At 69.2% G+C, this 19205-nt stretch carries 18 protein-coding genes and 1 pseudogene; 9 read left to right on the forward strand and 10 right to left on the reverse strand.

Translation table 11 applies throughout. From position 1 onward, the window contains the following. Nucleotides 1-3: 3 nt before the first annotated feature. From WMF44_RS49325 to WMF44_RS49345, 5 genes are all read left to right on the forward strand, one after another. Nucleotides 4-1113 (forward strand): ABC transporter ATP-binding protein, encoded by a 1110-nt coding sequence (locus tag WMF44_RS49325; RefSeq protein WP_437296992.1) that lies wholly within the window; start codon nt 4-6, stop codon nt 1111-1113. Nucleotides 1114-1130: 17 nt separating this feature from the next. After that, entirely contained in the window at nt 1131-2438 is a 1308-nt protein-coding gene (locus WMF44_RS49330) for an ABC transporter substrate-binding protein (RefSeq protein ID WP_437296993.1), read from the forward strand. Beyond that, on the forward strand, nt 2435-3316 hold the full coding sequence (locus WMF44_RS49335) for a carbohydrate ABC transporter permease (protein WP_437296994.1): 882 nt from the start codon (nt 2435-2437) through the stop codon (nt 3314-3316). Before WMF44_RS49330 ends, WMF44_RS49335 begins: the two co-directional genes overlap by 4 nt. Continuing rightward, on the forward strand, nt 3313-4167 hold the full coding sequence (locus WMF44_RS49340; RefSeq protein WP_437296995.1) for a carbohydrate ABC transporter permease: 855 nt from the start codon (nt 3313-3315) through the stop codon (nt 4165-4167). The genes WMF44_RS49335 and WMF44_RS49340 overlap by 4 nt, the downstream gene beginning before the upstream one ends. Nucleotides 4168-4483: 316 nt before the next feature. Then, a complete protein-coding gene (locus WMF44_RS49345) occupies nt 4484-4759 on the forward strand; it encodes a hypothetical protein (protein WP_437296996.1) in 276 nt (91 codons plus the stop codon). A 1362-nt stretch (nt 4760-6121) separates the two neighbouring features. On the opposite strand, the gene WMF44_RS49350 is transcribed toward WMF44_RS49345, so the two are convergent. From WMF44_RS49350 to WMF44_RS49365, 4 genes are all read right to left on the reverse strand, one after another. Next, nucleotides 6122-6334, reverse strand: a complete 213-nt coding sequence (locus WMF44_RS49350) for a hypothetical protein (protein ID WP_437296997.1) — start codon at nt 6332-6334, stop codon at nt 6122-6124. Beyond that, complete coding sequence (locus WMF44_RS49355; RefSeq protein WP_437296998.1) at nt 6331-6888, reverse strand: sigma-70 family RNA polymerase sigma factor; 558 nt, start codon at nt 6886-6888, stop codon at nt 6331-6333. Before WMF44_RS49355 ends, WMF44_RS49350 begins: the two co-directional genes overlap by 4 nt. A 55-nt stretch (nt 6889-6943) precedes the next feature. Continuing rightward, entirely contained in the window at nt 6944-7816 is an 873-nt protein-coding gene (locus tag WMF44_RS49360) for a helix-turn-helix transcriptional regulator (protein ID WP_437296999.1), read from the reverse strand. Nucleotides 7817-7935: 119 nt separating this feature from the next. Next, the gene (locus WMF44_RS49365) at nt 7936-9015 is read right to left on the reverse strand and encodes an RNA polymerase sigma factor (protein WP_437301697.1); all 1080 of its coding nucleotides are present in this window, start codon (nt 9013-9015) and stop codon (nt 7936-7938) included. A 344-nt stretch (nt 9016-9359) separates the two neighbouring features. On the opposite strand from WMF44_RS49365, the gene WMF44_RS49370 reads away from it, so the two are divergent. From WMF44_RS49370 to WMF44_RS49380, 3 genes are read left to right on the forward strand one after another with little or no spacing between them, the layout of a single operon-like run. Beyond that, nucleotides 9360-10355: a hypothetical protein gene (locus WMF44_RS49370; protein ID WP_437297000.1), complete on the forward strand. Its 996-nt coding sequence runs from the start codon at nt 9360-9362 to the stop codon at nt 10353-10355. Nucleotides 10356-10375: 20 nt separating this feature from the next. Continuing rightward, nucleotides 10376-12016, forward strand: coding sequence for a hypothetical protein (locus WMF44_RS49375; RefSeq protein ID WP_437301698.1), 1641 nt, complete (start codon nt 10376-10378; stop codon nt 12014-12016). A gap of 35 nt (nt 12017-12051) precedes the next feature. Beyond that, nucleotides 12052-13599: a hypothetical protein gene (locus WMF44_RS49380; protein WP_437297001.1), complete on the forward strand. Its 1548-nt coding sequence runs from the start codon at nt 12052-12054 to the stop codon at nt 13597-13599. 177 nt (nt 13600-13776) lie between these two features. Here the strand turns inward: WMF44_RS49380 and WMF44_RS49385 are convergent, their stop codons facing one another. The 4 genes from WMF44_RS49385 to WMF44_RS49400 form a co-directional block, all read right to left on the reverse strand. Further along, complete coding sequence (locus WMF44_RS49385; protein ID WP_437297002.1) at nt 13777-13926, reverse strand: hypothetical protein; 150 nt, start codon at nt 13924-13926, stop codon at nt 13777-13779. Between the two features lie 215 nt (nt 13927-14141). Continuing rightward, nucleotides 14142-14681, reverse strand: coding sequence for a hypothetical protein (locus WMF44_RS49390; protein ID WP_437297003.1), 540 nt, complete (start codon nt 14679-14681; stop codon nt 14142-14144). Continuing rightward, nucleotides 14678-15448 carry a hypothetical protein gene (locus WMF44_RS49395; RefSeq protein WP_437297004.1) on the reverse strand — a complete coding sequence of 257 codons (771 nt, stop codon included), beginning with the start codon at nt 15446-15448 and terminating at the stop codon, nt 14678-14680. Before WMF44_RS49395 ends, WMF44_RS49390 begins: the two co-directional genes overlap by 4 nt. Further along, nucleotides 15445-15984 (reverse strand): hypothetical protein, encoded by a 540-nt coding sequence (locus WMF44_RS49400; protein WP_437297005.1) that lies wholly within the window; start codon nt 15982-15984, stop codon nt 15445-15447. The genes WMF44_RS49395 and WMF44_RS49400 overlap by 4 nt, the downstream gene beginning before the upstream one ends. Before the next feature lie 232 nt (nt 15985-16216). Here WMF44_RS49400 and WMF44_RS49405 point away from each other — a divergent pair. Further along, a pseudogene (locus WMF44_RS49405) lies at nt 16217-16546 on the forward strand (hypothetical protein); the annotation flags it as partial. 197 nt (nt 16547-16743) lie between these two features. On the opposite strand, the gene WMF44_RS49410 reads toward WMF44_RS49405, so the two are convergent. Both WMF44_RS49410 and WMF44_RS49415 read right to left on the reverse strand, forming a co-directional pair. Beyond that, nucleotides 16744-17844, reverse strand: a complete 1101-nt coding sequence (locus WMF44_RS49410) for a hypothetical protein (RefSeq protein ID WP_437297006.1) — start codon at nt 17842-17844, stop codon at nt 16744-16746. Nucleotides 17845-18259: 415 nt separating this feature from the next. After that, the gene (locus WMF44_RS49415) at nt 18260-18442 is read right to left on the reverse strand and encodes a hypothetical protein (protein ID WP_437297007.1); all 183 of its coding nucleotides are present in this window, start codon (nt 18440-18442) and stop codon (nt 18260-18262) included. Nucleotides 18443-19205: the final 763 nt, after the last annotated feature.

Here is a 19205-nt window from a genome sequence, read left to right on the forward strand (position 1 = left end):
GCCATGGCCACCCTCTCGCTCCGAGGCCTGACCCGAAGGTTCCCGAGCGCCGAGCGCCCCGCGCTCGCCGGCCTGGATCTCGACGTCGACGACGGCGAGCTGCTCGTCCTCGTCGGCCCGTCGGGCTGCGGCAAATCGACGGCGCTCCGGCTGATCGCGGGGCTCGACAGCCCCGACGGCGGCACGGTCTCGATCGGCGGGCGCGACGTGAGCCGCGTCGCGCCGGAGGACCGCGACGTGGCCATGGTCTTCCAGGGCTACGCGCTCTACCCGCACATGACCGCGCGCGACATCATGGGCTTCCCGCTCAGGATGCGCGGGGTCGCGCGGGAGGAGCGGGCGCGCCGCGTCGAGGAGGCGGCGGCGCTGCTCGCCATCGGGCACTTGTTGGACCGGCGCCCCGGCGAGCTCTCCGGAGGCGAGCGCCAGCGCGTCGCCATGGGGCGCGCGATCGTGCGCGCCCCCGCGGCGTTCCTGTTCGACGAGCCGCTCTCGAACCTCGACGCCGCGCTGCGCGCCGAGCTCCGGGTCGAGCTCGCGGCGCTCGTGCGCCGCCTCGGCACGACGTCGGTCTACGTGACCCACGACCAGGTCGAGGCCATGACCATGGGCGACCGCATCGCCGTGCTCCGCGCCGGAGAGCTCCAGCAGGTCGGCCCGCCGCGCGCCATCTACGAGGCGCCGGCGAACACCTTCGTGGCCGGGTTCCTGGGCACGCCGGCGATCAACCTCCTCCCGCTCGAGCGCTCCGGCGAGCGCTACGAGGGCGCGGCGCTCTCGCTGCCCGCCCCGCCGGGGGTGGCGCTCCCCGACCGGGCCATCGCCGGCGTGCGGCCCGAGCACCTGCGCGTCGCGCCGGGGCGCGGATCGCCCGGCGACGCGGGGGCGCAGGGCGAGGTGGAGGTCGAGGCGCGCCTCGTCGTGGCCGAGCCGCTCGGCGCCGAGACGTTCCTGTACCTCGACGCGGGCGGGACACGGCTGCGCGCGCGGGCGCACGGCTTCGCGACGCCCGCGCCGGGCGAGGCGGTGCGCGCGCGGCTCGATCCGCGCGACGTGCTCTGGTTCGACGCGGGCTCCGGCGCGCGGATCGCCCCGCCGCGGGCGGCGTCATGAGCGGGGGAGGCCGCGCCGTGCGCTCGCGGCGCGACGCGCTCCGGGCGCTCGCCGCGTCGCTCGCCGCGGCCGCGGCGGGATCGATCGGCTGCGCGCGGCGCGGGCGCGGCGCCGACGGGCGCGTCGAGGGCTCGCTGTGGTTCGCCTACGGCGGCAAGAACCGCGAGGTGCTCCTGTCGCTCGTCGACCAGTTCCACCGCGAGCAGGGCCGCTATCGCATCGATGCCGTGTACCAGGGCGACTACTTCGAGGCGCTCGCCAAGCTGCGGACCGCGCTCGCGGCGGGCGCGGCGCCCGCCCTGACGCACGTGGTCGGCGAGGTGGTGCCCTACCTGGCCGAGGCGGGCGTGCTCGAGCCGCTCGATCGGTTCCTCGCCGGCGCGCCGGGCGGCGACCTCGACGTTGTCGAGGCCCTCGGCCAGTCGGGGACGTTCGTGGGCGGCGGCGAGCGCCCGCTCGTGTGCCTGCCGTTCAACCGATCGACGCCGATCGCCTACTACAACCGGAACGTGTTTCGCGAGCTCGGGCTGTCGCCGCCGACGACCTGGGAGGAGCTCCGCGCGACGGCCGCGCGGCTCGTCGTGCGCGACGGCGAGGGCACGCGGCGGTGGGGCTTCGAGTGCCCTGTCGACTGGTGGTTCTGGGCCGCGCTCGTCGGGCAAGCGGGCGGCGACGTCGTGGCCCCGGACGGCACGCCAACGCTCGGCGGGGAGGCGGGCGTGCGCGCCCTCCGGTTCTGGCAGACCCTCGTGCACGAGGACCGCACGATGAAGCCGCCGCCCGGGCGCGATTACAACGCGTGGCAGGTGACGAACACCGACTTCCTGGCAGGCCGGGTCGCGATGATCTGGACGTCGACAGCGTTCCTCCGGTACCTGGAGGACAACGCGAGCCAGGCGGGCGCCGGGAAGTTCGAGGTCGGCGCCGCCCCGCTGCCGCGCGACGTGCGCGCCTCGGTGCCCACGGGCGGGACGATGTTCGTGATGCCGCGGGGCGCCGCGCCGGGAGCGCAGGAGGCGGCGTTCGCGTTCCTGCGCTGGATGATGCAGCCGGAGCAGGCGAACTCGTTCGCGACGCGGACGGGCTACATCCCCGTCTCGCGCCGCGGCCTCGAGATGCTCCGGCAGGGCGGCTACTACGCCGCGCACCCGAACGACCGCGTCGCGGTGGACCAGCTCGCGCACGCCGCGCCCTGGCCCTGGTCTCCGGACCTGTTCCGCGTCCAGCGCGAGGCGGTGCAGCCCCGGCTCGAAGAGGCGGTGCTCGCCCCGCGCGACGCCGCCGAGACCCTCTCCGAGGCCGTCCGCGCGGCGCGCGAGCGATGAAGCCCAAACACCCCCTCTCGCCCTACCTGCTCCTCCTGCCCACAGCGGCCTTCCTGGCCGTGTTCTTCCTGATCCCGCTCCTGCTCGCGGCCAAGAACAGCTTCTTTGCGTGGGACCTGCTCACGCCCCCGCGGTACGTCGGCCTCCGGAACTACGAGGTCCTCGTCGAGAGCGGCGAGCTCGCCGGCACGCTGCTGCGCACGCTCGGCTACAGCGCCGTCGTGGTGGCGCTCTCCGGCGCCCTGGGGCTCGCGCTGGCGGTGGCGCTCGATCGCCCTGGGCCGGTCTATGCCTTCGTGCGGGGCGCTGTGTTCAGCGCCTATGTCGTGTCGTGGGTCGCGGTGGCGCTGCTCTGGATGTGGATCCTCGACGCAGAGGGGCTCTTCACCGTCGCGCTCCGCTGGCTCGGCCTGCCGACGATGAGCTGGCTCGGCGATCCCCGCTCTGCGCTGCTCGCGCTGGCCGCGGTGAGCGTCTGGAAGATCACCGGCTATGCCATGGTCATCTTCCTGGCCGGCCTCCAGGACATCCCCCGCGCGCTCCACGAGGCGGCCGCGCTCGACGGCGCCGGCCCGTGGCGGCGGTTCCGCCACGTGACATGGCCGCTGCTCCGCCCGAGCGCCGCCTTCGTGGCGACGACGAGCCTCATCCTCTCCTTTCAGGCGTTCGACGTGATCCGCGTGATGACGCAGGGAGGGCCGGTCAAATCGACGACCCTCTTCGTCTACGCGATCTACGAGCACGTCTTCGTGAACCTGCGGGTCGGCCGGGCCAGCGCCATGATCGTGATCTTCTTCGTCTTTTTGCTCCTGTTGACGGTCCTGCAGCTCTGGGCGCTCCGCGCGGGCGCGCCGCGCGAGGGGAGGCGGCCGTCGTGACGGCGGGGCAGAGCGGCGGCGCCGGCGCGGGGCGCTTCAACGCGCGCTCGCGCCGCCTCGTCTCGGACGCCGTGCTCGTCGTGGTGGCCATCGTGTGGCTCGGGCCGTATGCGTGGATGACGATCACCTCGCTGAAGACGCTGCCCGAGATCACCCGCGCTCCGGCTTACCCCTTGCCGCAGGCTTTCCAGCTCGGCGCGTACCGTGAGGTGCTCCAGGCGGTGCCGGTGATGCGGTATTTCGCCAACACCGTGTTCATGGCGACGGCCATCGCGCTGTTGCAGATGGCCCTCGCGCTCCCGGCCGGTTATGCGCTCGCGAAGCTCAGGTTCGTGGGGCGGAGCGCAGCGTTCGTTCTGGTGCTCTCGTGCCTCCTCATCCCGGCGCAGGTGACGTTCGTGCCGGTCTTCACGATGCTCGGCTCGGTCGGCCTCGTGAACACGTTCGGGGCGCTGATCCTGCCGTTCGGGGTGAGCGCGCTCGGCACGTTCCTCGTGCGCCAGGCGCTGCTCTCGGTCCCCGACGAGATCATCGAGGCGGCGAGGATGGATGGGGCTGGCGAGCTCAGGATCGTCTACCTGATCCTCGGCCCGATGCTGCGGCCGACGCTCTCGGCGCTGTTCCTGTTCAGCTTCGTCTTTCACTACAACGATTACTTCTGGCCGCTCGTCATGACGACCGACGACCAGGTGCGCACGCTGCCGCTCGCGATCGCCCTCCTCCGGGAGCAGGGGACAGGGGTCCGCTGGCACCTCGTGATGGCCGGCAACGTGATCCTGAGCCTGCCTGTGCTCCTCGTGTTCGCGGCGGCCCAGCGGCAGATCCTGCGCGCTGTGACGGCGCGAATCTGAGCGGCGCGGGCGCCCGGGCAGGACCGGCGCCGGAGGCCGGCGGTCGAGCGGTCGACCAGCCGGCGTGTGCATCGACGTGGCATTGCGCGCGATCGAGCCCTGGCATCGTCGCTGTCGAGTCCGCCCTGCGCCTTGCGTGGACGGCGATTGCCCAGAGGCACAGCGCGCCGCGGTGCCGGCGGCAGCAGCGTTCGCTGCGCGGATTGTTCTCGTCCGGACGCCCTCATTTCTGGCCCGGTCGTCGCACCGGCTCGCGGCGGCCAGGGCAGTGCTGGCCAGGGCAGCGCCGGCCAGGCGCTGCGGAAGGAGAGCCACGATGACCACCACCGAGCCAATGATGCAGAAGCAGATGGTCCAGAAGGAAGAGGGCAAGATCACGACGAAGATCGAGGAGAGGACCGGCAGGATTCCGTCCGGCACTTATCTCGGGTTGGCGATCGGCTCGATGGCGGTCTCGGCCGCCTGCATGCTGGCCGGCAAGAAGCAGATTGCGAACTTCATCGGCCAGTGGGCGCCCTCTCTGCTCGTGATCGGCCTGTACAACAAGCTGGTCAAGATAGAGCACGAGCTCGGATACGGCGGCTACCGCTGACCGCGCCCTGCTGCGGACGGCGGCTCATCGCGATCTCGTTCCGCGAGCGCGTGACGGAGCCGCGCTCGTCGCGCTCGAACCTGGCACGGTCCAGGAGCCCCGGCCCGTCCGGCAGGATCGTCTCCACCGCGCCTCGCCCACCCAGCAGTGTGCCGTGATTCCGCTGCCCGGCCGTTCGGTCACGAGCCTGCGGCGCGGATCGGAGGCGCGATCCCGAGCCGCACGGGCGTGCCGAGCACAGGCCAGCGGGACCGCCACCGCGCTGCGTGCATCCGCGAAGGCGACGCTCACTCCTTCCGGTCGGTGCGGACCGGTGCGCCGACGTCGCAGGACGACGTAGCCGTCGCCGGTCCGCAGGAGTCGACGCCGGCCGCTTCGCGCTAGACCAAGTGGAGGGGCTCGGCTCGGCCGATGCACGCCGAGCTCGATGAAGCCGTCGTCCACATCCATCCAACCGGCACAAATCGGTTGCAGGCATGCAGTTTGCCATTGCCGACGCTTGGTTTATATGGGTGAGCGGCATAGGCGGCGTGGCAATAGATCTTTTGTGCCACGCACTTGTCGGAACATGGGGCTCCCTCCTCTCCTTCCTTGCAGAAGACTCGATTGGTCAAGACCGCTTCGGATGCCTCCTCCGTGTGCGCCTCGGCGCCTTCTTCCGTAGTTGTCCCCTTGTCGTCTTGCTCGGCAATGCATCCCATCGCGAAACTGGCACCGAGCAGAAATGCAGGCCACATTCATCGTCCCCCTCTCGTGAAGGTTCAACCGGCTAGAACCGTTTGCCGACGAGCTCCGCGAGCGAGGTCTCGGCGCCGCGTCCTGGAGTCGTGCTCCTGGAGCTCCGCGCGGCTGTCCACCTTGCAACCTTGCGACCATCAGGCCCGCGCCGTCCTCCCATGACGTGACTTCCATTATTCAGGAAACCGAAACGTCTCGTGGGCCTCGCCGCTCTCTCCGGCGCTCGATATCACCGCGATCCACTCGTATGCGTTCTGCGGACCACATCCTGTCTTCGAGCCTCTGCGCCGCTTAGAAACCCGCGCCGGAGGTGCCGATGGACGAGAGCACACGCACCTGGCGCGACCGCGTGGCGCGCTGGCACAAGAGCGGGCACTCCGCCCGCGTGTTCGCGGAGCAGGAGGGGGTCAATTGTGGGAATGGAATCCAGCGCGACCCCTGGCACGTGCGTGTCGAACCCACATGATGCCGATTCGCCGCGCTCGGCTCCCGCATCGTGATCAGAGGCGCACGCCTGGAGCGGCACGACGTCGTCCGGGCGCCAGCGTCGCCCGCGAGCGCGGCCCGATGGCGGCACCGCGGGCCTTTTGCGTCGACACCACGACGACGCGGGTTCGTCGGCAGCTAGATCGGGACCTCGTCATCTCTCAGAAGCCCATCAATCTTGCTTAGCAGTTCTCGCTTGACCCGCTGCCGGTTCAGCTCGTCTTCGTAACCGGCTTTGACAGATGACACCTTGGCGACGCCCTTCAGCATCATCATAGCGTCGATCATTCGCTCCGCCTCGTCGTCATCCAGGTCGCGCCGGAAGTGAACAACCAGGCCCTTGACGCTCATTGCAGTCCCGCTCCCCGCGGAGAGATCTCACCGGCTTTCCGAAGCATAAGGATATTACGCAACTCACCGATGGCACGTGCGCGTCGCCTGTAAAGCGTCGAGAGGGGCAGACCTGCATCTTGGGCGATCTGGGCCATCGAAACTCCGCCCAAATCGTGTGCCACGAGAACGAGTCGCAGCACCGGATCGAGCTCATTCACTGCATCCATGGTGCTGGCTCTGACGTTGTCGGACTCCATCGCAGCAGCATCCGGCGCTGGATCAAGCACCTCGATCGAACTGACCAATTCCTCCCTGCGCTTTCGCGCACGCTCGTGGTAGTGGGAGGCAACGTGTACGGTGATCGCGTTCAACCAGCGCTCCGGCCTGCCGCGTTTCGGATCGAACCTGGGCCAGCTCTCGCAGGCGTTGAGCCAGACCTGGCCCGCGACGTCGCCACGATGGCACTGAGGCACCCCCATCCTCTCCAACCAGAGCAACACGGCACGAACCAGCATCGGGCAAAACAAGCGCGCGTACGCGGCAGCGCGCTTGCCTTCATTCGGACAATCCATGAATCCCCCCCCTTGCGAAATCGCACCCTAAGATGAATGCGAGGCACGGCTGCGCTCACCCATGGCTCCCCACTCCCGGAAGGGTCGTGTTCAGCGGAGAGCGCTCTACGTCCTCCCAATCGGCAACGTTCGCGGAAGCCGGCCCGCCTTCGTCACGCTGTAGCGGGAAACTCGTCAGCGTGGCAGCGCGCCGGGCGAGCTCAGTCCCCGTGCCGGCGCGGACAGGGAGCGGCGACCCAAGGCGCGGCTGCGGCGGCGGCGGGAGCTTCGCGCGCGGGCTCATGGCCGCGAGCTCGGGCGACGGCACCACAGGCGGAGGAACGTCGAGCGCGCGGGGAGGTATCGGCGGCGCCGGCGACGACGCGGGACGCGCCGAGCTCTCGCGCTTGGTGACGGGCTCGCCGACCTGGATCACCACGGTCTCCTCTGCGTCCGTCCGGTGGTCGTCGTGCAGCTGCCACAGGCGCTCCCAGTACCGCGCCGGCGTGCCGGTGAAGGTCTCCAGCTGCCGCGCGAGGCCGGGCGTCATGGGCAGGTCGCTCCTCAGCAGCCGCTCCACCTCCCTCGGTGATAGCCCCGTGCTCTCGGCCAGCTTTCTCCTCCACGAAGGCGTCGTCGCGCAGAACGACTCGAGGACCCTTCCCGGCCAGGGGACGGGGCGCCCTCGGGGGTCTCTCAGCTCCGCGAGCGCCGCGTCGACGTGACAGTCCAGAAGGCGCCGGTATCGATCCCGGTCCCCCACGGCCTGCTCCTTCGCATCGGTGAGGGCTGCCTCCTCGTCATCATGCGCGTGCTCGCGCGCCTCGCGAAGCCCGCGCTCTCGTCCCAGCGCTTCGCGCGCGGTGACCGCGAAGCCGATCGCGACGCACGCGATCATCGCGAGCCCGAGCGGCGACACGAGCCACATCGCCCCCAGCATGTCCTCCATGGCAATTCTCCTCCTGGACGTAAGCATTCCTACGCAAGACAGATCTCGGCCCTGTGCTGTCTGGGCTGAAGACACCATCAGCGTCACCGTCAGCTCGCCGTCGATCGACGGCCGACGATTCAGCGAATTTGCCTGAACAGCGCTTCGCGCTCCGCCGCGAGCCTACCGCGCGGAAACTCCCGCGCATGGGCTTCGAGCAGCAGGCGCGCCTCGTGATCGCCCTCTCCGTCGTTGTCCTCAATCGCCCTTCGGGCCTGGCTGATCAGGCGCATCTCGCGCGCGGTGACCGCTGGCCACACGGGGCGCCCCGGGGACGAGATCCGAGGTGCTGTCGCCACAGAGGGCCCGGGCGTGCTGCTCGCCACAGCCTCAGCGCGCACGCTGCCTGTCGCCGTCGGCGACGAGCTCTCGTGCGCGGCGGGCGCGGCAGGGGAACGCGCGCTGTCACGTGAGCCTTGCGCCGTGACGTCGTCTGGCGCAGGCGCGCCCCCCGGTGCGCGGAATGCCGCCGGGTGCAGCCACGATTCCGCGCTGGGAAGCGGCGGCACCGCCGAGAGGAGCGCGCCGCTCAACACGACGAACGCACCCTGCACGACGATCCTCACGCCCAGACGGCGCAGCCAGGCCGTCCACGACGCACGGCGGTCCAGCCCGAGCACCAGCGGGACGCAGGCGCTCTCGTCCCTACCGTGCGCGGGTTGCTGGGCCGTCCACCGCTTGAAAGCCGCAACGAGTCGATCCCAAGCCCGGCGGTGCTGCGCCCTCACCGTATCCAACGGGACGTTCAGCTCGGCGGCGATCGTGGAGAGCGGTGTCCCCTCCAGCTCGTGCTTGACCAGGAGATCCCGGTCCTTGGGGCCGACCCGGTCGAGCAAGTCCCGGGCCAGCTCTTCCTGCTGTCGCAAGCGCAGCAGTTCCTCCGGCGTGGGGCGTTCGTCTCGGGGATCGCGCTCCTCGAACGACGTCAGCACCTCTCCGCGGCGGCGCTCGTTCCGCCTGTGCTTCCGTGCCTCGTTGAGGGCAATCGTGACGAAGTACCGCGCCGGATCGCCGCTCAGCTCGACCCGCCTCGCCGCTTCCAACCCCCGCAGCAGCGCGTTCTGCGCGACATCCTCGGCGTCGCGCGCCGGCACGCCGTGGAGCCTGGCCAGGCGCCGGAAGCGGTTGAAGCTGAGGAGATGGGTCGCTGGCTTGCCCACGGTAGGTAGCATCCCTGAGCCGCTCGAAACGGTGCAGGAAAGCGCAAGGAGCGGCCACTTTGGTAGCACCAGGTCGCACCGAACCATGCGTTCAGGCGATCGAGCCCTCGCTGCCGCGAGGAGATGATCGCATTGCCGCACCCGAACGCAATTTGCCACTGCCAGGGTCACTTTGCATCGATTCGCTCTCGTTGACGCCGCGCGGCTGGCGCGAGTACCGTCCAACCATGCGATGTTCCGCGTGTGTTCTGCTGTTCTCTGCGCTCCTCGCCGCAACCGGCGCTGCGAGCTCGGCCAGCGCGGAGGACACCTATCCGGAGCCAGGACCACGTGACGGCGCAACGGTGAAGGACCATGTTCGCCGCGGTCGCAGGGCACGCGACGCCGGGCAGTGGGCCGAGGCATACGCCGCCTACAAGGCCGCCTTCGAGGCAGCTGACCCGGCGTCCAGCACGGAGCGAGAGCGCGCGGAGCTCGCCGGCGAGCTTGGTCTCTGCGAGCTCGCGCTGCGCAGGTACCGCGACGCCGCCGAGCACCTGGCCTTCAGCCTCGAGCAGCGCACGGCGCTGCCGCTCGCGCTTCAGCTGCGATTCGAGAAAGGAGAGCGCGAGGCAACAAAACATGTCGCGACACTCGTGCTCTCGGTCGATCCGCCGGACGCCGAGGTGCTCGTCGACGGCAAGTGGGTGGGCCGGGTCGCGCGGACGTACAAGCTGTTCTTGGAGCCCGGCCAGCGCATCGTGCGGGCCAGCGCCCCGGGCCGCGAGGATCGTTTCCATGAGTTCGGGGCTGTGGCCGCAACGCGTTACAACGTCAGAATGCCGCTGGCGCGGTTGGCGGTGAGCCAAGCTCCGGAGAGCGCGCCGGCATCACCGAAGGCAACGCAGGAAACCAGGAGCTCTTCACCCGTCGTGCGCGCGCGGGCCCCCAGCCCGTGGGCTTCCTGGCCGGGGACGCTGCGTATCGCGGGAATCACCGCCACGACGGCCACCCTGTCGGCGGGCGCCGTCCTGATGATCAGGGCCAGCTCGCTGGATGGTGACGCGCGCGAGCAACGCGACGGGCTCACGCGTGGTCGGACGTCCAGCTCGTCGATGTGCTGGCAAGCGTCCCGGCGCTCCTCGTGCGGCGCCCTGCGCCGCCTCCTCGACGAGCGCAACCTCTCCGACGGCTTGGGCACGGCCCTGCTCATCACGGGGGGTGTGCTCGGCGCAGCGACGGCCGCGTCCTTCTTCACCGACCTCTCCTTCCTGGGGCACTCGCCGGCTCAGGAGCGGATCCACGTCTCGCCCGTGGCGACCGGGCGTGAGACCGGCGTGAGGATCGAGGGAAGCTGGTGAGGTCAGGAGGGGCGGTGGAGATGCATTCGCAGGGCGGCCGAAGCGCTCGAGCTTCCGTCTTCGCCGTGGTGCTGTGCGCCTGGATCGCGGGCGCTTCTACCGCGTGCCGATATTCCGATGCTTGCTGGGAAGGGCTGGACTGCGCCCCCGATCCGGAGCCTCCGCCCGACCCCTGCGCAGGAGCGCCTGGTACCGCGCCGGCGCTGGACGAATGCGGGGTGTTCGCCAGCGCGTCGTCAGGCGACGACAGGCACCCCGGAACGAAGGACGAGCCGGTGAAGACGTTGCAACATGCGATCGGGCTCGCCGCGCACGGGCGAGGCCGCGACGAGAAGCCGACCCGGCGCGTGTACGCGTGCGGAGGGGAGTTCGAGGAGGCGATCACCCTGCCCTCAGGCGTCGACCTCTGGGGCGGACGCCGGTGCGGCGGCGGCGATTGGTCGTATGCGGAGTCGTTCGACGGACCGGATCACCCGACGATCATCGCTCCGCCGGTGGGGATCCCGCTGCGGGTCCTCAGGGGGAACGACGCGGTCGTCGCAGGGGACGACGCGACGTCCGTGATCTTCGGCGTGCGCGCCGTGGCGGCCGACGCCTCCGCGAGCGATGGCAAGTCGTCGATCGCGATGATCTTGAGCCCTGGGGCCAAGGCGAAGGTGGTGTCGAGCGACGTCATCGCGGGCAACGGCAACGATGGGGAGCCGGGCAAGGACGCGCTCAGCGTCCGCGCGAAGGACGGAGCGCCGGGGAACGACGGCGCGCTCGCCTGCACCGTGGACGCCGCTGTGGGCGCCCTGCCGGTTGTCAACTCCTGCGACGACGGCATCGAGTCGACGGGCGGATATGGCGGCGACGGCGGGCTTGACGGCGGCGGCGATGGCGCACCGGGAAAGCCGGAGCCCGGGGAGAATCCGGATGGCAAAGGCCTTGCCGGGGCCGGCGCGGGCAGCCGTCCGTGCACGAGGGGGACAGACGGCGCGCCCGGTGCCAGCCGTGGCCGCGCTGACGGCGCGGTCGGTGACGGCTACCTCGACATCCACGGATGGGTGGGTGTCCGGGGTGAGGATGGAAAGAAGGGGGGCGCCGGCCAAGGGGGCGGCGGAGGCGGCGGCAGCAAGTCGCGCGGCGACATGGTTGCGTGTCCTGCGGGTCGCCCCCAAAGCGGTGCGGCCGGTGGCTCGGGGGGAAGCGGGGGCTGCGGCGGCGAGGGAGGTAGGGGCGGCGGCTATGGCGGCGCGAGCATCGCCATCGTCGCGCTGGAGGACTCGGAGCTGGAACTCGACGCCACGAAGGTTGTCGCGGGCAACGGCGGCAACGGCGGGGTCGGCGGAACGGGCCAACCAGGCGGCATCGGGCGGTTTGGCGGGCACGGTGGCCAGGGCTTGACTGGAACCAACATGTGGAGCGCGTGCGAGGGCGGCCTCGGCGGGGACGGTGGCCGCGGCGGTGATGCCGGCGGTGGGCTCGGCGGCGCTGCCATCGGAATCGCGTACGTGGTCCCGCATCTGTCCATCCTGCCCGGCACGATCTTCGACGTTGGACAGCCCGGAAGAGGCGGCCCCGCAGGCAACGCCGGTATGGATGACGAGGTGGGGCGAGGCGCGGCCGGCCCATACGGTCATCTCTATCCTTTCGGTGCACCGAGCGAGCCGCCCCGTTGAGTCGCCCATCGCGACGCAGCCGTCGAGGAATGCCGATGACATCAAAACGCGCGATTGTCCCGCTCCTTGCTCTCTCTCTCGCTGCGATTGCCTGCGAGAGCGCGCCAGGCCCCATCGATGCCGGTGGACCGCCGTGTGCGCTCACATCGTCGTGCCAAGACGAACCGCCGCCGGAATCCGTCTGTCTCGAACACCTTGCGGCCGATCGGTTCGAGGAAGGCTGTGGGATATTCGTCAACACTTTTTTCTATGGCGGTGATGATGCGAATCCGGGCACCAAGGCCAAGCCGGTTGGCTCTCTCCGGCGCGCGATTGAGCTTGCACGCATCGGCCGAGGAAGGGTGTTCGCGTGCAACGACGCCTTCGAAGAAGCCGTCGTCCTGCCGTCAGGTGTGGACCTCTACGGAGGCCTTAATTGCCAAACATTTGAACGCTTCAAGGAGAATGTCAAGACTGGCATCATCGCCCGCGAGAGACCATTCGCCATTGTTCTGACCGTCGAGCCGGCGGGCGCCGGCGACACCGGGGCGGCAGATGGAGTCTCGAGGATCGACCATGTGCTCCTCCTGAGCGAAACCTATATCGGGATGCTCGTTCGGTCGGGTACCGCGGTGGAGCTCACCCGGAGCGAGATCGCCACATCCTATGGAAACGGGGGTCGCCCTGGCGAGAGGTGGCCCGGGCTGAATCAGGCACCCGACGGGCCGCACGGCATCTACGGCGGGGATGCCTGCACGGCAGCCACCGTCGCCGGCGGGCCCGCGGTGGTGAACCCGTGTGAGGGCGGGATCCCGAGCGTGGGTGGCAAGGGAGGCGACGGGCGCGTCGACGGCGCTGGAGATGGGGAGGATGGCGAGCCCGCACCCGCGCCGGACCCCGGCCACGCTGGGCAAGGAGGACGCGGCAACCGCGAAGACGTAGGTTGCGACAGCGGCTTCAACGGGAAAAACGGCAAGTGGGGTGCGATCGGCGCATCTGGCGAGGGCATCGGGCGGCTCACCGAGACCGGATGGGAGGGCGACAGGGCAGCCGATGGCATCCGCGGCATGCCGGGCCAAGGCGGTGGCGGGGGAGGCGGGCGTCGCGGCGGACTCGCCGTGTGCGACGTGGCCTCCAAGGGAGGCGCCGGCGGCGGCTCCGGCGGCGCGGGGGGTTGCGGCGGTCGAGGCGGCCGAGGGGGCGGGAACGGCCAGCCCACCATCGGCATCGCCGTGCTTCATGCCAAGCTGACGGTGCGGGACAGCCTGCTCAAGACGCTCGACGCCGGGCCGGGTGGGGACGGAGGGGCGCCAGAGCGAGGCGGCGAAGGAGGCCGAGGCGCACCGGGCGGGGCCGTGGGGGACGGCACATGGTCGTGCGGCGGCGGCGAGGGAGGCCGCGGCGGCGACGGCGGTTACGGCGGCCCCGGCCGCGGCGGCGACTCGATCGGCATCGCCTACCTCGACGAGGACCAGCTCACGCTGGAGGGCGTCACCTACGAGCTGGGACCGCCGGGCAAGGGCGGCGTGAGCTGGGATTGGTCTGGTGAAGAGGTCCGAGGGGAGGACGGCACCCGGGTCGAGACGCTGCGTTTCCCTGACTAGGATCACGACACATCAGGCGAACCCTGCAAACGGTGTGAAGCGCATACGCCTCGGGCGATCCGCCATGGCGTGATCGCGGGAACCATCGCCGCGCTCCAGCCGATTGCGGCGACGGCCACTGCCGACCGGTAAGGACAAGGGAGCGGGCCCACTCCGGGGTGCGGGCGGCCTACCGCGTCAGCGACGGCGCCTGAAGCCGAGGACGAGCGCGGCGCCCATGCCGGCGAGCACGAGCAGGGCCACGGCGACCCACACCCAATCCCGGGGATCCGAGCTGAAGGAGACAGCCACCACGCCGCACCCGGGAGAACACGCTCTTTTCATCATGCACCCGTCCTTTTCATCAACCACCGCCGCCGGTCCGCCGGAAGGTGCGGACCACGCCGCGATATTCCTTGACGCCGCGGCCCCGCTATCTGCTCCGGCGCCATGGGCGACGCCAACGTCATCGCGCGCCCGCGGGCGTCGGCCTCGACGCGCGCGGGCGCTCCGCAAGCCGTGGCGCCGAATCCGGCCATGGGACGGCGGACGCCACGGAATGGCTACGGATTCACCGAAGTCCAGACACCTGAGAAGAGGCACACGTAGATCGTCGCCTTGCCCATCAATGACCAATACATGTCGACATCTGGCACCAGCTCGTTCCCGATCTCCGGCGGGATCGGCTGGTAACCGGGGTACGTGGCCTCGATCTCCCGGGCGACCTCGCGCGCTACCGGCTCCTCCTCGGGGATGCCGGGGAGGTGGATCCCGTAGTATGGGCCGAGCAGGGACACGTGGAAGCTGAGCGCCGTTTCCTCGGTGAGCCAGATGCGGGCCGAGTATGCCGGGTCGATCCCTCCCGCAAACAGGTTGAGCGACTCGTTATGAAGGCCGTATCGATCCCCCAGTCGGCGGATCATCGCTTTCCACGTCGGGTACTCCGCTCGCCCGCGGTTTGCGGCTTCCACCAGGCGGCCGTACTCCTCCGTGTCCTCCCAGACGGGGTCGCCCGGAGGCACATAGATGCGCATGATTTGTTGCACACCCCGCGGGTAGAATCGGTAGATAATGTCGAGCAGCTCGGAGCGAGTTGTCTTCATGGATTCGTCACCGAGGCACCGAGCCCCTTGTACTTGGACTTAAACGCAGCGTCCGCCTGGATAGCAAACCTCTTGCAAAAGATCCCCGACGGCAGATCATAGTCCATGACGTTGGCGACATCCTCCATGATCTCTTCACTGAGGCTGGCCGCACGATCCGGATCGATTAGCCCCATCTTCTCAGTCCGGATCGGCATTTTGATGGTAAAATGACAGTTCCAGGTTCTGACCGGATGCGGGACAGTGAGTCTCCTGAAATTCAGGGTTGGCCTGGCCTCTTGCCAACCTCCGCCCTTGTCCCGACCGTCGTCCGGAACAGTGGTGATAAAATTGAAATCCGACGGATCGAAACCTCCGAATACCCATGGGGCCATTCCAGGTGGACACTTCGATCTGCATGCATCGCTACAGCTCAAGAAGGTCACTCCGTCTCCGGCAATGTCGCCGGCTCCGGGGCACGCGTCTGGCGGGCTCGTCGGGTTAGCTGTCGGCCTCTCCGCACGGTCGCTGTCGCTCGGTCTCTCCTCTTCGTCTTCGAGCTCCCACTCGTTGCACGCGATCTTGCGCTCGCCGCCGCCTTGGGGGTCGGCCCCGAAGTCACCGGATGCGGAGGAGGTGAAGACGGGGCGTGGCTCGGAGCCCGGACCGGCACCTGCACCCGAAGTTCTTTCCCCCACAGGATAGCAGTCGCCGAACGTCATGTTGCACGCCGCCAGCGCCCAAACCGCGATAGTCAAGATCAAGAATAGAACTTTTCTCACGTTCATTTCTCACTCCATCGAAGCACAGGACCAGCGACAACGACGGCGGACACATAGCCCGGGAGCACCAGGTTGCCCCGACCGACCCAATCCACGTTGACGCTCACCGACACCCCGAGCGGTCCGGCGATGTACGCGTTGGTCTGCGCGTGGCCGCCTACGGCCAAGCCACCGACGCGTCCGCACAAGGTGACGCCGCACGCCGGCATGAGGTAGAACGCGACAGACGGCCCCGCGCTGACGTTGCCGTCCTTCCACGCGTACCCGATGTCCACCGAGGTCTGGTTGTAGATCCCGAGCCCGTCCTCCTGGATCGGGGGGAGGATCGTACACAGGTCGTGCACCGTGAACAGGATGTCTCGCTGGATGGGCCAGGATATGCCCGCGTGCGGCCCCACCGCGAGGCGTGGAACGGTACCGGCCTGGAGCCACCCGAGGCTCACACCGGCGCTCAGCTCGGAGGCCTCTCCTTGCGTCGGTACGACGACGAGCGCAGGGATGACCAGGACCACCCACGGGGTCCGCTGGCTTCGTGTGCCCATCGCCCCCCTTCTCCTGTCTCCGCGACGGACGGATAACATGGCGAGGTGAGCCACCCTTCTGCCGACAGGGTTCGGCGTCAAACGGAATCTGGAGCAGAGGACCCCACTGAACGCGGATCGCTCCGCCCAGAGCGCGCAGCGCTCCCAGTTGCCTGCGCGGCTCGCGTGCGCGTCTACCTGCTGGCGCCGGCCACCGGTCCATGTCGCTGTGGTGCGCGACAGCCTGCTCAAGACGCTCGGGGCCGGGGCGGGAGGGGACGGCGGGGCGCCGGAGCGAGGCGGCGACGGCGGCCGAGGCGCACCGGGCGGCGCCGTGGGGGACGGCACATGGTCCTGTCAGGGTGGCGACGGCGGCCGAGGGGGCGACGGCGGCTACGGCGGCCCCGGGCGCGGCGGCGACTCGATCGGCATCGCAACCCTCGACGAGGACCAGCTCACGCTGGAGGGGGTCACCTTCGAGATCGGGCTGCCGGCCCCGGGCGGCACGAGCTGGGATTGGTCTGGCGACGTGCTCACGGGGGAGGACGGCATCGCCGTCGAGACGTTTCGGTTCCCTGAATAGCCGAAGTCACGTCATGCGAGAACGGCACGGACCTCCACGGCGGCTGCCACGAGTTCAGGAAGGCAGGCAGCGAGGCGAACCGCGGTGACGCCGAGAAACCATCGGAGTAGGAGGGACATGCCCGGACGACCCTCCCGCGCTCCTCTTGGCGATCTCGGTGGCTCTTCTGCCGATCGGGGCACCTTCCAGCAGTCGTGCTACGACGAGGCTACGGGTTCCGAGTTCACGGGCCAACTCGCCAGGAAGCTCCACGCCCAGGCGACCATGGCGGCCGGCGGCTCGCCTTCACCGTCCCACGAGGCGACCAGCGCTTCGAGCTCGCGCGCGGCAGCCTCGAACTCGCGCCTGGCAGCGACGCCCCATCGAGTCATCGGCGGCTCGAGGAGCACGCGAATCTTAGCGAGCGTATCTATCAACTCGCCCTTGCGAAGGACGCCATCCGTCTCCACCACGCAGTAGCAAGAACCGCTCTGCAACTCTGGCGTCAGGGGCCACAAGATGCAGTAGAGCGCCGTGAGCACCGTGAGCACCGCGATGAGCGGCTGTGTCAGGTTGCTCGCTTCGACCTGGACGCCCGGTGCCGGCTCATCAGACGGCGATGGCTCCACCCACCTGTGCTGGTCCGTGAACAGGCAGTCGTAGAGCCTAACCTCCCCGGGGAGACGCACGCTCGTCATCACCTCCGGCACGAGCACGGTCCCGATCTCCGGCGGCATGCGTTCGCAACCGAAGGTCGCTTCGATGTCGCCGGAAATCCACTCCGCGCATGGCTGCTCATCGGGCAGCAGATCGAAGGTGGCATATTCCCTCCCGATGATGGCGAACTTTTGTCCATCGTCCGGACGAGCGACGAACCTGGGATCGAACGGGCTGCGCGTAACGATGAAATGTAGTCCTAGAAACTTGACCGAGAACGAGTTCCTCGTTCGCTTCACGATGTCGACCGTGCGCTCGCTATGGACGATGTAGTAAGGAACCAGAAAGCTCACATGGAACCACAGCGTTCGATCCGTGGACTCCGGCATCTCGATCGAAAAAGAGTAACAGGCGTCGCAGCCTCCGGCGGGGAGATGCAGCGAATGGTTCATGAACCTACCAGGGAATCCGTCTCGAATGCGACGCCGCAGGCCGCGCCATCGGTCGCCCTTCGAGGCCTGGATACGCGCGCGCACCAGTCGGTCGTGCTCTTCGGTCTCCGCGCATCGCTGAACGTCGATGTCGCCGTCATCCATAATCCCGACCCCACGGGGATAGTATCGATAGACGATGTCGAGCAGCTCATCAATATTGTGTTTCATAGACTCACGATCCTGTGGCCGATGTATCTGTGCTGTCCATTCAGCAGCGTACCCGGCATCAAGTGGACGGCGACACGGATCTCCACGACGGCTACGAGGAAGCTCCGGGCCCCCCCCGGGCTGCGCGTGTCGCCTGCAAGCCCACCCCAGCGCGGCGCCGCGCGCAGGCAGCGGTGACCGCGCGCTGTGACCGCCACGCGCGGCGCGGCACGACATCGCTCGCGCGGCCACGCCGCCCGCGAGCGCGGCACCTGACGGTGGCCTGCGAGCTCAGCGGCGACGACGCGCTAGCGCTCAAGCGCCTGGAACTGCACGACCCGGCCGCGCCTGCCAGACCCAGCGCGACAGACGCCAGCGAACGGAGGACCTCTCGACGGCCACCCATCGATCTAGAACGCATGACCTCGCCTCCCCCTCAATCGCGGTATTTGCCCAGCGCGACCTCGCAGAGGCCGAGCTCCCCGGCAATCTCCGCGCGCTCGCGCTCCGTGGTGGACTCCGGGTCAGCGGCCTCGAAGGCCGCCTCGTAGGCGGCGTGTGCCTCGGTCCATTGCCCCGCCGCGCGCGCCCTCTGGCCATGGCGGACATGGTCCTTCACCGTCGCGTGCTCTCCCGACCTTGTCGTCGATGAGCCACCCTGGGCGCGCGCTGCGCTCGTAAGGCATGTCGATGCCCCGACCGCAAGGAGAATCGAGAGGAACTGTGGAGCGCAACGCATGTCACGACGGTAGTTGCGTGAACTGCTCGGCGTCAATGGCGGGTGAAATCGCCATGCCGTTGCGTTTGTCATGAGAATTTGGGGCGTGAACGAGCAATGTTGTCATCTCTCCTGGACGCCGAGCGCTGTGCGCGTGTGCAGGTGGCGTATCATCCCACCAAAATGGACCGGGCCGTTCACTTTTCTGACCCCGGGAGGGCCGCTCAGACGTGCTACCGGCATGGGCAAGCCAGCGGGGACCTTCAGGAGCTTCGAGCTCTTCCGGCGGCTGGCGAGGCGTTTCGGGGTCCCGGCGCGGCAGGCCAAGTCTGGCTCATGGTGAGTGCGACGCCGGCGGGCGAGCGGGCGCCGACGGATCTCCGCCGGATGGCGACAGGCTCCACCTCGGATGACGACGAGCTCGCCGCTGGATGACGATGGGCTCCAGCCTCGATGACGACGTCCCCGGGCCGGCTGACGATGGCTCGACGCCCGATGCCGAAGGATAGCGGCCAGATGCCGATGGCCTCCGGGCGTATGCCGACTGGCCCCATCCCCGATGTCGATGTGTCCTGGTCGGATGCCGATGCCTCCAGGGCGGATGACGACGACGTCTCCCTCGGATGACGATGGCCCCCTCCCGGAATGACGACGCCCTCCGCCG

The organism is Sorangium sp. So ce426 (assembly GCF_051475585.1).
GTDB classification, from domain to species: Bacteria; Myxococcota_A; Polyangia; order Polyangiales; family Polyangiaceae; genus Sorangium; species Sorangium cellulosum_B.